At 65.2% G+C, this 12647-nt stretch carries 13 protein-coding genes; 4 read left to right on the top strand and 9 right to left on the bottom strand.

Annotation, left to right across the window (positions count from 1 at the left end):
• The first annotated feature begins 64 nt into the window (after positions 1–64).
• Positions 65–1072 carry an isopenicillin N synthase family dioxygenase gene (locus IEI94_RS06895; RefSeq protein WP_191166566.1) on the top strand — a complete coding sequence of 336 codons (1008 nt, stop codon included), beginning with the start codon at positions 65–67 and terminating at the stop codon, positions 1070–1072.
• A 64-nt stretch (positions 1073–1136) separates the two neighbouring features.
• Here IEI94_RS06895 and IEI94_RS06890 read toward each other — a convergent pair whose 3' ends face one another.
• From IEI94_RS06890 to IEI94_RS06850, 9 genes are all read right to left on the bottom strand, one after another.
• Positions 1137–1802 (bottom strand): NapC/NirT family cytochrome c, encoded by a 666-nt coding sequence (locus tag IEI94_RS06890; RefSeq protein ID WP_191166565.1) that lies wholly within the window; start codon positions 1800–1802, stop codon positions 1137–1139.
• A complete protein-coding gene (locus IEI94_RS06885) occupies positions 1799–2287 on the bottom strand; it encodes a nitrate reductase cytochrome c-type subunit (RefSeq protein ID WP_191166564.1) in 489 nt (162 codons plus the stop codon). Before IEI94_RS06885 ends, IEI94_RS06890 begins: the two co-directional genes overlap by 4 nt.
• Positions 2288–2310: 23 nt before the next feature.
• Complete coding sequence (gene napA, locus IEI94_RS06880; RefSeq protein ID WP_191166563.1) at positions 2311–4815, bottom strand: nitrate reductase catalytic subunit NapA; 2505 nt, start codon at positions 4813–4815, stop codon at positions 2311–2313.
• Positions 4815–5093 carry a chaperone NapD gene (locus tag IEI94_RS06875; RefSeq protein WP_191166562.1) on the bottom strand — a complete coding sequence of 93 codons (279 nt, stop codon included), beginning with the start codon at positions 5091–5093 and terminating at the stop codon, positions 4815–4817. Before IEI94_RS06875 ends, napA begins: the two co-directional genes overlap by 1 nt.
• Positions 5090–5608 carry a ferredoxin-type protein NapF gene (gene napF / locus IEI94_RS06870; RefSeq protein ID WP_191166561.1) on the bottom strand — a complete coding sequence of 173 codons (519 nt, stop codon included), beginning with the start codon at positions 5606–5608 and terminating at the stop codon, positions 5090–5092. Before napF ends, IEI94_RS06875 begins: the two co-directional genes overlap by 4 nt.
• Positions 5609–5620: 12 nt before the next feature.
• The gene (gene napE / locus IEI94_RS06865; RefSeq protein WP_191166560.1) at positions 5621–5794 is read right to left on the bottom strand and encodes a periplasmic nitrate reductase, NapE protein; all 174 of its coding nucleotides are present in this window, start codon (positions 5792–5794) and stop codon (positions 5621–5623) included.
• A gap of 325 nt (positions 5795–6119) precedes the next feature.
• The gene (gene aroQ, locus IEI94_RS06860) at positions 6120–6566 is read right to left on the bottom strand and encodes a type II 3-dehydroquinate dehydratase (RefSeq protein ID WP_191166559.1); all 447 of its coding nucleotides are present in this window, start codon (positions 6564–6566) and stop codon (positions 6120–6122) included.
• The gene (locus IEI94_RS06855) at positions 6566–7429 is read right to left on the bottom strand and encodes a shikimate dehydrogenase family protein (protein WP_191166558.1); all 864 of its coding nucleotides are present in this window, start codon (positions 7427–7429) and stop codon (positions 6566–6568) included. Before IEI94_RS06855 ends, aroQ begins: the two co-directional genes overlap by 1 nt.
• A 22-nt stretch (positions 7430–7451) precedes the next feature.
• The gene (locus tag IEI94_RS06850; protein ID WP_191166557.1) at positions 7452–9296 is read right to left on the bottom strand and encodes a bifunctional sugar phosphate isomerase/epimerase/4-hydroxyphenylpyruvate dioxygenase family protein; all 1845 of its coding nucleotides are present in this window, start codon (positions 9294–9296) and stop codon (positions 7452–7454) included.
• A gap of 263 nt (positions 9297–9559) precedes the next feature.
• On the opposite strand from IEI94_RS06850, the gene IEI94_RS06845 reads away from it, so the two are divergent.
• The 3 genes from IEI94_RS06845 to IEI94_RS06835 all read left to right on the top strand — a co-directional run bounded on the left by IEI94_RS06845 (position 9560) and on the right by IEI94_RS06835 (position 12644).
• Positions 9560–10567, top strand: coding sequence for a tripartite tricarboxylate transporter substrate binding protein (locus IEI94_RS06845; RefSeq protein ID WP_191166556.1), 1008 nt, complete (start codon positions 9560–9562; stop codon positions 10565–10567).
• Positions 10568–10630: 63 nt separating this feature from the next.
• Entirely contained in the window at positions 10631–11104 is a 474-nt protein-coding gene (locus IEI94_RS06840) for a tripartite tricarboxylate transporter TctB family protein (protein ID WP_191166555.1), read from the top strand.
• Between the two features lie 37 nt (positions 11105–11141).
• Positions 11142–12644: a tripartite tricarboxylate transporter permease gene (locus IEI94_RS06835; RefSeq protein ID WP_191166554.1), complete on the top strand. Its 1503-nt coding sequence runs from the start codon at positions 11142–11144 to the stop codon at positions 12642–12644.
• Positions 12645–12647: the final 3 nt, after the last annotated feature.

Genomic DNA, 12647 nt, shown 5'->3' with positions numbered 1-12647 from the left:
TCCAACCGTTCGGCATTGCTCCAATACCCGGCAGCAACGCTGCTTCTTCGTTGGAGAGATCACCATGAGCGATACCCTCAAGGAACTACAGCTGGAAAGCACACTAGGAGGCATCGGCCACGAGCAGGAGCGTGACATTCCTGTCATCGACCTGTCCGACTTCGATGCAAGACGGGAAGAGATCAAGAAAAGTCTGTGGCAGGCGGCCAGCGAGGTAGGCTTCTTCCAGCTCGTCAATCACGGGATAGCGACACCCAAGATTCGTCAGGCATTCACGCTGGCAGAAGCCTTTTTCTCTCTGCCCAGTGACGTAAAGTCACGCTTCTCGCTGAAGCAGGGCAAGAACGCTGGCTGGGAGTTCAAGTCCCAGGTTAGGCCATCGACGCAAACCGCGGACCAGAAAGAGTCTTATCAGATCACGCTGCCCCATATGGAAGGACTGTGGCCCAACCAGACCACACTGGCGGAGTTTCAGCGCGTCATGCTCGATTTCGAGTACCAAGTCTGGCAGCTTGGTATGCGCGTGCTCTCTTGCGTGGCTGAACAGATGGGGTTTGAAAAGGATTTCTTTACGCGTGCTCATGACCGTAGCACACCGGAGTATCAGAGCACGCTGCGCCTGCTCCACTACTTGCCGCTCTCTCCCGAAGCCTTGTCGGATGCTTCGCTGTGGCGTGCCGGGGCACATACTGACTTCGACTGCTTGACCATGGTCTTCCAGCGCGAAGGTCAAGGCGGCCTACAAGTATGTCCTGGCCAGGAGGTGGGCGATGGAAAAGGCCCCGCTTGGACGAGCGTCACGCCGCGTGACGATATCATCACCTGCAATATAGGCGACATGCTGATGCGCTGGAGCGATGATGCTCTCAGATCGACGCTGCATAGAGTGCGCATGCCAACCCCAGAGGAGGCTGGCACACCACGCTACAGCATGGCGTTCTTCTGTCAGGCCAATCAGAACATCACCATTCAAGGTCCAGCCGGAAAGTATCCTCCCATCACGGCACACGACTATCTTCAACAACGCATCTCGGCCAACTTCAATGCGGTAAAGCAAGCACAGGCCAAATAAGGTGACTGGCCCGCCCAGGGGCGGGCCAGATAAGGCTTTCTCAATGGATCATTACCTTGCCGAGTCATTTTTCGGCCGCCTCGACGCGGCCCAGATGCGTCACCCAGGAGATGACGTCGGGGATGCCCGATTCCAGGGCGGCGGCTTCGTAGCTGCCGTGATGCCCGGCGGGGAGCTCATGGGCGATGCCCTTGTGGCAGTCGATGCAGGTCGCCTCGCCGCTGGCCAGCGAGGTGGAGTGAGCGCGGGCCGCGCGGCTGCTCTGGGCGGTGAAGTCCATGGAGTCGAACTCGTGGCAGTTACGGCACTCCAGCGAGTCGTTGGCCTCGAGCCGCGCCCACTCGCGTTGGGCCAGCTCCAGGCGTTTCTCCTCGAACTGCTCCTCGGTGCGGATGGTGCCGAACACCCAGCCCCATACCTCCTTGGAGGCCTCCATCTTGCGCGCGATCTTGTGCGTCCAGCCGTGGGGGACATGGCAGTCGGCGCACTGTGCCCTGACCCCGGAGCGGTTGGTGTAGTGGATGGTGTCCTGCATCTCGCGTAGCGGGTTGCGCTCCATCTCGTGGCAGGAGACGCAGAACTGCTGGGTATTGGTGGCCTCCATGGCGGTGTTGAAGCCGCCCCAGAAGATCACCCCGGCGATAAAGCCGCCCAGGGTCAGAAAGCCCAGGCTGAAGTGCACGCTGGGGCGGGTGAGCAGCCGCCAGTAGCGGCCCAGCCAGCGCTTCATGGCTCACCTCCCTGCTGCTCGCGCAGCATCTCGCCGAGCACCTGGTCGACGGTCTGGAAGCGATTGCCGACCAGCGGCGCGGCGTCGGTCTGGGGCACGTGGCACTGGGTGCAGAAGTAGCGGTCGGGGGAGACCGCGGCCAGCACCTGCTTATGGCGGTCCATGAAGTGGGTAACGCTGACCATCGGCGCCCCGGCGCGCACCGCGTTCTCGCGGCTGTGGCAGGTCAGGCACTGGTTGTGGCGCAGGTCGACCTGGTAATCGCGGATATTGTGCGGCACCACCGGCGGCTGCTCGGGATAGTTGAGCACCTCGCGCCCCGACTCGCGGGACTCGCCGGCCATCGGCGGGGCCGGCAGCGTCTCGGCGATGGTGCCGCCCTGGCGCAAGCCGTCCGGCGCCGAGGCCCGCGGGGGTTCCTCAGCGAGTGTCTGACCCGTCCAGGCCAGCGCGGCGCAGAGGCAGAGAACCGTAAGCCATTTCATCGCGTGTCTCCTTGCTGACGGCCTTAGGCCAGGTTGATCAGTTCCAGGCGCACCGCACACTTCTTGAAGTCGGTCTGCTTGGAGATCGGGTCGGTGGCGTCGAGCACCAGCTTGTTGACCAGGCGGTTGGCATCGAAGAAGGGCACATAGACCAGGCCCTGGGGTGGCCGCACCCGACCGCGGGTCTCGACCCGCAGGTGGAGTTCGCCGCGCCGGCTGGAGACCTTGACCTCGCTGCCGCGGCGCACGCCTTCGGCGCGGGCGTCCTCGGGGTGCATGTAGAGCAGCGCCTCGGGCACCGCGCGGTGCAGCTCCGGCACCCGGCGGGTCATCGAGCCGGTGTGCCAGTGCTCCAGCACGCGGCCGGTGCACAGCCAGTAGGGGTAGTCGTCGTCGGGTCGCTCCGGCGCCGGCTCGTCGGGCACCGCGAAGATCAGCGCGCGGTCGTCGGGCTTGGCGTAGAACTGCACGCCGCGGCCCTCCTCGACGTAGGGGTCGTAGCCTTCACGGTAGCGCCACAGGGTCTCGCGGCCGCCCACCACCGGCCAGCGCTTGCCGCGGGTCTGGTGGTAGACGTCGAAGTCGTCGAGATCCTTGCCCTTGCCGCGCCCGAAGCGGGCGTACTCCTCGAACAGCCCCTTCTGGACATAGAAGCCCAGCTCCTCGGACTCCTGGTTGGCGTAGCCCTCTTCGATGTCCGACAGCGGGTAGCGATCGACCTGGCCGTTGGCGTAGAGCAGCTCGAACAGCGTCTTGTCACGCAGCTCGGGGGCCGTCTCGAGCAGTTCCTCCGGCCACACCTCATCGACGCGGATCCGCTTGGAGAACTCGACCAGTTGCCACAGGTCGGAGCGCGCGTCGCCGGGGGCGCTGACCAGCTGGTGGAAGAACTGGGTGCGCCGCTCGGAGTTGCCGAAGGCACCCTCCTTCTCGACCCAGCTAGCAGCCGGCAGGATCAGGTCGGCGGACTGCGCCGAGGCCGTGGGGTAGATATCCGAGACGATCACGAAGGCCTCGGGATTGCGCCAGCCGGGCAGTACCTCCTGCATGGTATTGGGGCCGGCGTGCATGTTGTTGCAGACCTGGGTCCAGTAGACCTTGATCTCGCCGTCCTTGAGCTTGCGGCTCTGCTCCACGGCGTGAAAGCCGACCCGCTCGGGGATGGTGCCCTCGGGCAGCAGCCAGATCTCCTCCGCATCGCGGCGGTGATCGGGATTGGTCACCACGCGGTCGGCGGGCAGACGGTGAGCGAACGTGCCCACCTCGCGGGCGGTACCGCAGGCCGAGGGCTGGCCGGTGAGGGAGAAGGGGCTGTTGCCGGGCTCGGAGATCTTGCCGGTGAGCAGGTGCAGGTTGTAGATCAGGTTGTTTACCCACACCCCGCGGGTGTGCTGGTTGACGCCCATGGTCCAGAAGGTCATCACCTTGATGTCGGGGTCGGCGTAAAGCTCGGCAAGCTGCTGCAGGCGACGCTCCGAGACCCCGGACTCGCGGGCGGCGCGCTCCAGGGTGAAGTCGGCGACATGCTCGGCAAACTCGTCGAAGCTCATGTCCGTCCAGCGGTTGGGGTCATCGGCGTTGGCGGCCGCCTGCTGCAGCGGATGCTCGTCGCGCAGGCCGTAGCCGATGTCGTCCACCGCCCGGGCGAAGCCGACGTGGCTGTCGACGAAGTCGCTATCCACGTTGCCGCTCTGGATGATGTGGTTGGCGATGTAGTTGAGGATCACCACGTCGGCGTTGGGCGTCATCACCATGGGGATGTCGGCCAGGTCGAAGCTGCGGTGCTCATAGGTGGAGAGCACCGCCACCCGGGTATCCGGATAGGAGAGCCGGCGGTCGGTGACCCGGGTCCACAGCACCGGATGCATCTCGGCCATGTTCGAGCCCCACAGCACGAAGGCGTCGGCGTGCTCGATGTCGTCGTAGACGCCCATCGGCTCGTCGGAGCCGAAGCTGCGCATGAAGCCGAACACCGCCGAGGCCATGCAGTGGCGGGCGTTGGGATCGATGTTGTTGGTGCGCAGGCCGGCCTTGAACAGTTTGCTGGCGGCGTAGCCCTCCCAGATCGTCCACTGCCCGGAGCCGAACATCGCCACGCTATCGGGGCCGTGCTCGCGGATCGCCTGCTTGAACTTGTCGGCCATCAGGTCGAGGGCCTCGTCCCAGGAGACCGGCTCGAAGTCGCCGTCCTTGGCGTAGACACCGTTGCGCTTGCGCAGCAGCGGCTGGGTGAGGCGGTCCTCGCCGTAGAGGATCTTCGACAGGAAGTAGCCCTTGACGCAGTTGAGGCCGCGATTGACCTCGGAGTGGATATCGCCGTGGGTGGCGACGATGCGGTCGTTCTGGGTCGCCACCATCACGCTGCAGCCGACCCCGCAGAAGCGGCACGGCGCCTTGTTCCAGTCGAGCCGGGTCAGCTCGGCGTTGGTGATCAGGTTGGTGGCCCCGGCGGGAATCGCGATCCCCGCGCTGGCCGCGGCCACGGCGGCGGCATTGGCCTTGACGAATTCACGGCGTGTCAGCTTCATTATGCCCCCTCATGTGGTTCATCGGCGGTCGCCGGGTCGAGCAGCTGGTGGTAAACCAGCGCCGCGCCCAGTACTCCCGGTCGGGTCTGTACGCGGTCGATCAGGTCGAGCGCACGGCACTCTTCGAGGCTCTCCACCACCGCCACCAGCTTGCCCGCGGGATCCTCACCGCGGACCTCGCAGCCGGCGGCGGCATTCAGCCAGGCGGCGACCGCCGCCAGTTGCGGCGGTCGGACATGGACGATAAAGCTGGCGATATGCAGCGTGTCGGCGTTCATTGGCGCCCTCCCGCGGGTCGCTGGCCGTGGTCGACCAGGGTGATGGCATCGGTGGGACATACCGCCAGGCAGGCCCCGCAGCCGCGGCAGGCGTCGCTGTCGATATGCGGCTGCGGCGGGCGGCCAAGTGCCGGTGGAAAGTGGATCGCCCGCCACTCGCAGGCATCCTGGCAGGACTGGCAGTGGATCTGTGCCAGCGCCAGACAGCGCTGGTTGAGTTGGGCGTGCCAGGGGAACGCCTCGCGGCGGGTATCGAAGACGCCCGCCTGGCACACCTCGGCGCACTCGCCGCACAGCGAGCAGCCGTCGTCATCGAAGCGGATCTCGGGGTAGCCGCCGGCACCGCGCACCAGCACCCGCTCGGGGCAGGCGTCGAGGCAGTCGGTACAGCCGGTACAGCGCTGGGTGAGGTCGTCGGCGGTCCACGGCGGGCGGCGCACGGCGGGACGTCCGCTCATGGTGCGGAAGAACTGGCGGCGATCCGATTGGCGTTGTGCCTTATTATTATCGGTCATGGCAGCAGCGGCTCAGCCCGGAGGGCCGGGCGGGCCCGCGATCATCTGGTAGATCCATACTGCGAAGCCGTAGCTGCCGACCACCGCCACGGCGAGGATCGGAAACAGCAGCACACAGATGAACAGGAACAGCTTGAGCTCCTGCCGCTTGCGCACCGACGACGGGAGGCTGTCGGGGTCGCTCATGGCACTCTCCTGGCTGGGTGTGACAAATCACCGCATCTTGCCACCAGCCTAGCTAATAGATCCCCCCCGCCCTGTTGATCTGCGTCAAGGTTTAGCCAGACAGCCCCAGGCTTCGTTCGAAAACTGCCTGCGCTCGGCCATGCGGCGTTAAAAATCGGCTCGTGCGCGAGTCCGATCAAAATACTCATTTACACCCCGTAAACTCCGTCTTTTCGCCGATTTTTGCCTTGCCTGACCTTCGCTCGCCGACTTTTCGTACGAAGCCTGAAACGCCGCGAGCCCGCCAAAGGGCGGGCTCGCGGTGGGGCCTAGAGCTAGCCGAGCGTCAGGCGTCGGCGGCCTTGATCAGGGCGTCCAGCGCAGCCAGGTAGCCCTGGCTGCCGAGGCCGGCGATGACGCCGTCGGCGCGCAGCGAGACATAGGAGTGGTGGCGGAAGCTCTCGCGCTTGTGGACGTTGGAGAGGTGCACCTCGATGACCTTGCCGTCGAAGGCGTTGAGGGCGTCGAGGATCGCCACCGAGGTGTGGGTATAGGCCGCCGGGTTGATGATGATCGCCGCGGTACCGTCGAGCCTGGCGGCGTGGATGGCATCGATCAGCGCACCCTCGTGGTTGCTCTGCAGCGCCTTGGCCTCCCAGCCGTTGAACGCGGCCTTCTCGTAGAGCCGGTTATTGATGTCGTCCAGCGTCTCGTGGCCGTAGATCTCCGGCTGGCGGGTGCCTAGCAGGTTGAGGTTGGGGCCGTGCAGTACCAGCACCTTGGCTTGGCTCATCAGTCGATCTCCTTGAGCAGTTCACGCCGGTAGTGAGCGAAGAGGGTCGCAGCCTGTTCTTCGGCGGCGGCGCGCTTGGCTTCATCCTCGCAGAACAGCTTGAAGGCGTCGACGCCCTGGAACACGAACAGGCTGACGCCGCTCATCACGCTGGCGCCGGCGGCCTGGGCCGCGGCCACGAATTCGGTGACCGCCGGCACGTAGACGGCATCGAAGATCCAGTGGTGCGCCGCCACCAGCTCCTTGGGCAGCGGGCAGCCGGGGCTCTTCTCATGGCCGATGGGCGTGCAGTTGACCAACCCGTCGCAGCGCGGCACGGTGGCGGCGATCTGGTCGCGGCGGATGGTCGAGGCGTTGAAGCCCTGGGCGGCGAGCTCATCGGCCAGCTGGCGCGACTTGCTGTCGTCGAGGTCCATCAGGACCACCTCCTCGGCGCCGAGCTTGCCCAAGCCGAAGGCGGCCGCCTTGCCCACCCCGCCGGTCCCCAGCAGCAGCACCCGCCCCGGCGGGCGCTCGCCCAGGGTGGCACGATAGCCGCTGATAAAGCCGGTGAAGTCGGTGTTCTCGGCGACGATCTCGTCACCGGCGAAGACCAGCGTATTGGCCGCGCCAACCATTCGCGCCCCTTCGCTGGCCTGGGTGGCCAGGCGCACCGCCTCCTCCTTCCAGGGGAAGGTCACGTTGACGCCGCGATAGCCGGCGGCGCGTACCTTGTCGACCTGGCTGCTCAGCGAGTCGATGGGCTGCTCGTTGGCGTCGAACAGATCGTAGCTGGCGGGGATCCCGGTCAGTTGGCCGAGCCGCACGTGCAGGTCCGGCGAGCTGGAGTTCATGATGGCCTTGCCGATCAGACCCAGTTTCATAGCTAATCTCCTGATTGCACCACTAACGTTGGGCAGATTGGGCGGCAAGTCGGATGCCGGCATTGGCGGCACCGAACTGGTGATAGCCGCCGCGGCGCTCGACGATTTCGAAGAAGAAGCGCCCCGAGAAGGTCTCGGTGTAGGCGTGCAAGAACTCCCCTTCGTCGCTGCGATCGTAGAGGATGTTGCGCGAGCGCATCGCCTCGAGCAGCTCGCCATCGAGGTCGTAGCGGGCCTCGAGGTCGTCGTAGTAGTTCTGCGGGATGCGCAGCAGCGGCAGGCCCCGCGCCTTGAGCGCATCGACGCTGGCGAAGATATCGCGGCTGGCGAAGGCGATCTGCTGCACGCCACCCTGGTACTGGCTCAGAAAACGGCCCGGCAGGGTGTCGCTGGCCTGGGAGACGGTCAGCGGGATGCGAATCGAGCCCTCAGGGCTGGTCACCGCCTGGCTGACCATCAGTCCGCGCGGGTCGACGATCTCGTGCTCGGTCTCGGCATCGAAGCCGAACACGGTGCGGTAGAACAGCTGCCAGCCGAGCAGTTGGGTGGCCGGCAGCACATAGGAGAGGTGGTCGACTCGGGTCAGCCCGGCCTCATCGCGGCTATTCTGATCGAACAGCTCGAAATCGGTGCGCCACTGCAGGTCGCCAGCCGTCTCGTCATCGACCAGATAGATCAGGCTGCCTTCTATACCGCGCAACGCGGGTATCTCCATTTCACCTTCACTGACCTGGCTACGGAAGGTCTGGGCCTTGAAGGCCTTGGCTCGCGCCAGCGCCTTCTCCACATCGTCGACGCGAAAGCCCACCGCACACACCGCGGTGCCGTGGAGCAGGCGGAAGGTGTGGGCGAAGCTGTCGGTCTCGAAGTTGAGTACCAGATGCATGTCGCCCTGCTTCCAGAGCTCAACGTTCTTGGAGCGGTGGCGCCCCACGTGGCGAAAGCCCAGCGCATCGATAAACTCGCCAAGCGGCGCGGCGCTCTCCTCGTCGAGAGTGAACTCGATGAAATGAATGCCGTTATACTGCGGCGCTGGCGGGATGCGATTCGCCCAGGGGCCGTCCTCGACCAGGTTCTCGAGCAGGATCAGCGAGCGCAGGCCGTCGCGGGCGGTAGCCTCGGTGGGCCCGGCACGAAAGGCGTCATTGAAGATCTCCAGCGACAGCGGGCCGGCATAGCCGGTCTTGGCCAGCGCGACCATGAAGTCGCGCAGCGGCAGACGCCCCTGGCCGGGGAAGCAGCGAAAGTGACGGCTCCACTGCAGCACGTCCATGTCCAGCTGTGGCGCATCGGCGACCTGCACGAAGAAGATCTTGTCGCGGGGAATGCGGGCAATGGCCGCGAGGTCGTGGCCGCGGGAGAGAATATGAAAGCTGTCGAGCACGATGCCCAGCGCCGGGTGATCGGCGCGCCGCACCACTTCCCAGGCGTCGCGATAGTCGGAGATATGACGCCCCCAGGCCAGCGCCTCGAAGCCGATGCGAATGCCGCGCTTGGCGGCGCGCTCGGCCAGTTCGCGCAGGTCGGCGGCGGCCTGATCGAGGTCGTCCTGGCACTGCGGCGAGACATTGCTGCAGACCAGCAGGAAGTCGGTGCCGAGCTCCTGCATCAGGTCGAACTTGCGCTCGGCGCGCTGCATGTTGCGGCTGCGCTGTGGCTCGGGCATGGCCTCGAAGTCCCGAAACGGCTGGAAGGCAATGATCGCCAGCCCCAGCGAGGCGCACAGCTCGCGAAGCTCGGCGGGGGAGCCGTCGAAGGAGAGCAGGTCGTTCTCGAAGATCTCCACTCCCTCGAAGCCGGCGCGGGCAATGGCTTCCAGCTTGGACCTCAGATCGCCGCTCAAGCAGACGGTGGCAATGGCGCGCATGGTGTCCTCCGAACCGCGGGTGGTGGGAGCCCTGCCCCGCCCCAGCGGCATTTGTTTATATGGCACTCTTGGCATGGCGATGTGACGCGCGGCGTGGTCGCCAGATGCGCCGCCAACGCCTAAGACCTTGGTCGTATCGCCTTGATCATGCATTGACAGTTCTGGAAAGGAATTCTAGTTTGTTCGCTATTAGCACGCAAGTTCGACAACCGAACAACCCGACAACGCACTAACACAACAATCAGACGCACCCGGAGGACATCATGCTCAAGCCCACTCTCTCCAGCCTGGCCATCGCCATCACCTCTCTGAGCGTGGCTGGCAGCGCCCTGGCCGACTACCCTACGCGCAATATCCAGGGCACCATCCAGTGGGGCGCCGGCGGCGCCACCGACAACGTGGTTCGCAGCCTCACGCCCCACGTCGAGGAAGAGCTCGGCACCACCATCGTGCTGACCAACCGCGCCGGCGGTACCGGTGTGATCGGCATGAATCACGTCATGAACCAGCGCTCCGACGGCTACAACCTGCTGTTCGGTGCCGAGAACCCGCAGCTCTACCCGCTGATGGGCCTGGCCGACTTCACCTATGACGACATGCACACCGTCAACATCATCGGCCAGGGGCTGGTGGTGATCGCCACCCATCCCGACAGCCCCTTCGAGGACTTCGGCGAGCTGCTCGAGTACGCCAAGGAGAATCCCGGCGAGCTGCGCATGGGCGGTACCGGCGCCGGCGGCCTGCCGAGCACCGTCCACGCCATGATCAACGCCGTGGACGAGCTCGATATCCGCGATGTCACCTTCGGCGGCGATGGCCCCGGCGTCACCGCATTGCTCGGCGAACATATCGACTTCATGCCGCTGAGCCTGTCGGCGGTGGCCGAGCAGATCCGCGGCGGACGCCTCAAGGGCCTGGCGGTGCTCTCCGACGAGGAGCTCGAGGAGCTGCCCGGCGTGCCGCCGATCACCGAGGCGCTGCCGGATATCGAGGCGTTTCTGCCGTGGGGCCCGTTCTGGGGCGTGTTCGTCCATCAGGACACCCCGGATGACGTCAAGGCGGTACTCGAGGATGCCTACTACAACGCCGTGGCCTCGGACGAGTTCCAGCAGTTCCTCGAGGACTTCGGTGGCGCGTCGCTGAACCTGTCCGGCGACGAGGCTCAGGAGTACCTCGACAACTGGCAATCGGTGACCGCCTGGTCAATGTACGACGCGGAAGCGGAAACCATCGACGTCTCCCCCGAGGAGCTCGGTATCCCGCGCCCGTAACCGCCCATTACGCCGTAACCCGGGCCGACGCAGCATGGCTGCGCCGGCCCGTCGGAGTCTCGCATGGATAATAAGCCCGACAAGCTGCAGGTCGGCGAACGCGTCTTCGACTGGCTGCTGCTGCTGTTCAGCGGCGCCGTCTTCTACCACGCCTACCAGATCACCGGTTTCTCCTCGATCAATTCGGCCGGGGCTTTCCCGATCGGCCTGTCGCTGATCCTGATCGCCTCCTCGATCGCCGTGCTGGCCGGCCACCGCCGCAAGCAGAAGCCCGATACCGAGGGCGCGCTGGACGAGCTCAAGGCCTTCCTGCGCCAGCACTTCCCGCTTAACGTTCTGGTGTTCTCGGCGCTGGCGGTGGCCTATTTGATTGCCATCGAGCCGGCCAGTTTCTTCCTCAGCACCTTTATCTTCCTGATGCTGGCGATGCTCTTTCTGCGCCGCGGCAAGCCGATCAGCACCCTGCTCACCACAGCGGGTGCGATCGCCGTGATCTACGTCCTTTTCACCGTGGTGTTCCGCGTCTACCTGCCATGAGTGGCGGCCCGGCTTCCCTGACTCAACGAGGCATCGCATGAGTGATACCTTCTCTTACCTGCTGATGGCCTGGCTCGATCCCCAGCTATTGGCCCTTACCGCCCTCGGCACCCTGGCCGGCATCTATGTGGGTGCCATTCCCGGGCTGTCGGTGACCATGGCGGTCTCGATCCTGATCTCCTTCACCTTCTCCTGGGATATCAACAACGCCCTGGCGCTGATGGTGGGGATCTATGTGGGCGGGGTCTACGGCGGTTCGCGTACCGCTATCCTGCTCAATATCCCCGGCTCGCCGGCGGCCCTGACCACCGCCTTCGACGGCTATCCGCTGGCCCAGCGCGGCGAAGCCGGGCGCGCCATCGGCCTGAGTACCGTGATGTCGGTGATCGGCGGTTTCGTCGGCGTGGCGATCCTCGCCGCTACCGCGCCGATGCTCTCCGACCTGGCGCTGCGCTTCGCTCCCCGCGACTACTTCCTGATCGCCGTGCTCGGCCTGCTGCTGGTCAGTACGCTGTCCGGCAAGTCGTTGGCGCGGGGGATCTTCGCCGTGGCCCTGGGCGGGGTCATCGGCCTGGTCGGCATGGACCCGGTCACCGCCCAGGGCCGCTTCACCATGGGCAATATGAACCTGATGGGCGGCATCCACTATGTGGTGGTGATGATCGGTCTGTTCGGGGTCGCCGAGGCCTTCTATCAGCTGCACCACCTCAATACGGTGCCGGTGAAGCAGAAGGTCGACAAGATCGTGCCCTCCTTCAATATGGTGGTTAAGTACCTGCCGCTATCGCTGCGCACCTCGGTGATCGGGGTCGTCGTCGGTGCCCTGCCCGGCACCGGCGGCGATATCGCCTCGCTGTTCGCCTACGACCACGCCAAGCGCACCGTCAAGAACCCCTCGCGGCCGTTCGGCGAGGGTGCCTATGAGGGGCTGGTGGCACCGGAGACCGCCAATAACGCCGCAGTGGGCGGTGCCTATGTGCCGATGCTGACCCTGGGCATGCCCGGCGACGCGGTGACCGCGGTGATCATCGGTGCGCTGGTGATCCACGGCCTCAATCCCGGGCCGATGCTGATGGTCGAAACGCCGCACATCTTCTGGTTCACGGTGGGTAACCTGGCGCTGGCCAATATTTTCCTGCTGGTCTTCGGCCTCACCGGCATCAAGCTGTTCTCGAAGATCGTCGAACTGCCCAAGGCGATACTGATCCCGCTGATCCTGGTGCTGTGCGTGGTCGGCACCTACTCAATCAACAGCAATATGGTGGAGGTCTACTGGATGCTCGGCTTCGGCATCCTCGGCTACTTCCTCAAGGTGTTCGGCTTCCAGATGGGGCCGATCATTCTTGGGGTGATTCTCGGCCCGCTGCTCGACGAGACCTACCGCCAGGCGATGTCGTCGGTGGGTGACAGCGTCGGTGAGTTCCTGCTGGCACTGGTGGCCAACCCGCTGTCGCTGGTGCTGACCAGCGTGATCGCGCTGGTGCTGCTGGGCAATACGCCGGCCAAGCGCTGGCTGATGACGCGCCTGTCACGGCGCTGAGCG

This window comes from Halomonas sp. ML-15 (assembly GCF_014779595.1).
Classification (GTDB): domain Bacteria; phylum Pseudomonadota; class Gammaproteobacteria; order Pseudomonadales; family Halomonadaceae; genus Franzmannia.
The sequence above is the reverse complement of the archived record's forward strand: the minus strand, read 5'-3'. Positions and strand labels throughout refer to the sequence as shown.

Bases quoted from the DNA above. Each gene is read 5' to 3' on its own strand.
- IEI94_RS06885 (WP_191166564.1), bottom strand. From the start codon at position 2,287: ATGAAATGGCTTACGGTTCTCTGCCTCTGCGCCGCGCTGGCCTGGACG.
- aroQ (WP_191166559.1), bottom strand. From the start codon at position 6,566: ATGAGCCAAGCCAAGGTGCTGGTACTGCACGGCCCCAACCTCAACCTG.
- IEI94_RS06835 (WP_191166554.1), top strand. From the start codon at position 11,142: ATGAGTGATACCTTCTCTTACCTGCTGATGGCCTGGCTCGATCCCCAG.
- IEI94_RS06850 (WP_191166557.1), bottom strand. From the start codon at position 9,296: ATGCGCGCCATTGCCACCGTCTGCTTGAGCGGCGATCTGAGGTCCAAG.
- napA (WP_191166563.1), bottom strand. From the start codon at position 4,815: ATGAAGCTGACACGCCGTGAATTCGTCAAGGCCAATGCCGCCGCCGTG.
- IEI94_RS06840 (WP_191166555.1), top strand. From the start codon at position 10,631: ATGGATAATAAGCCCGACAAGCTGCAGGTCGGCGAACGCGTCTTCGAC.
- IEI94_RS06855 (WP_191166558.1), bottom strand. From the start codon at position 7,429: ATGAAACTGGGTCTGATCGGCAAGGCCATCATGAACTCCAGCTCGCCG.
- IEI94_RS06845 (WP_191166556.1), top strand. From the start codon at position 9,560: ATGCTCAAGCCCACTCTCTCCAGCCTGGCCATCGCCATCACCTCTCTG.
- napE (WP_191166560.1), bottom strand. From the start codon at position 5,794: ATGAGCGACCCCGACAGCCTCCCGTCGTCGGTGCGCAAGCGGCAGGAG.
- IEI94_RS06875 (WP_191166562.1), bottom strand. From the start codon at position 5,093: ATGAACGCCGACACGCTGCATATCGCCAGCTTTATCGTCCATGTCCGA.
- IEI94_RS06895 (WP_191166566.1), top strand. From the start codon at position 65: ATGAGCGATACCCTCAAGGAACTACAGCTGGAAAGCACACTAGGAGGC.
- IEI94_RS06890 (WP_191166565.1), bottom strand. From the start codon at position 1,802: ATGAAGCGCTGGCTGGGCCGCTACTGGCGGCTGCTCACCCGCCCCAGC.
- napF (WP_191166561.1), bottom strand. From the start codon at position 5,608: ATGACCGATAATAATAAGGCACAACGCCAATCGGATCGCCGCCAGTTC.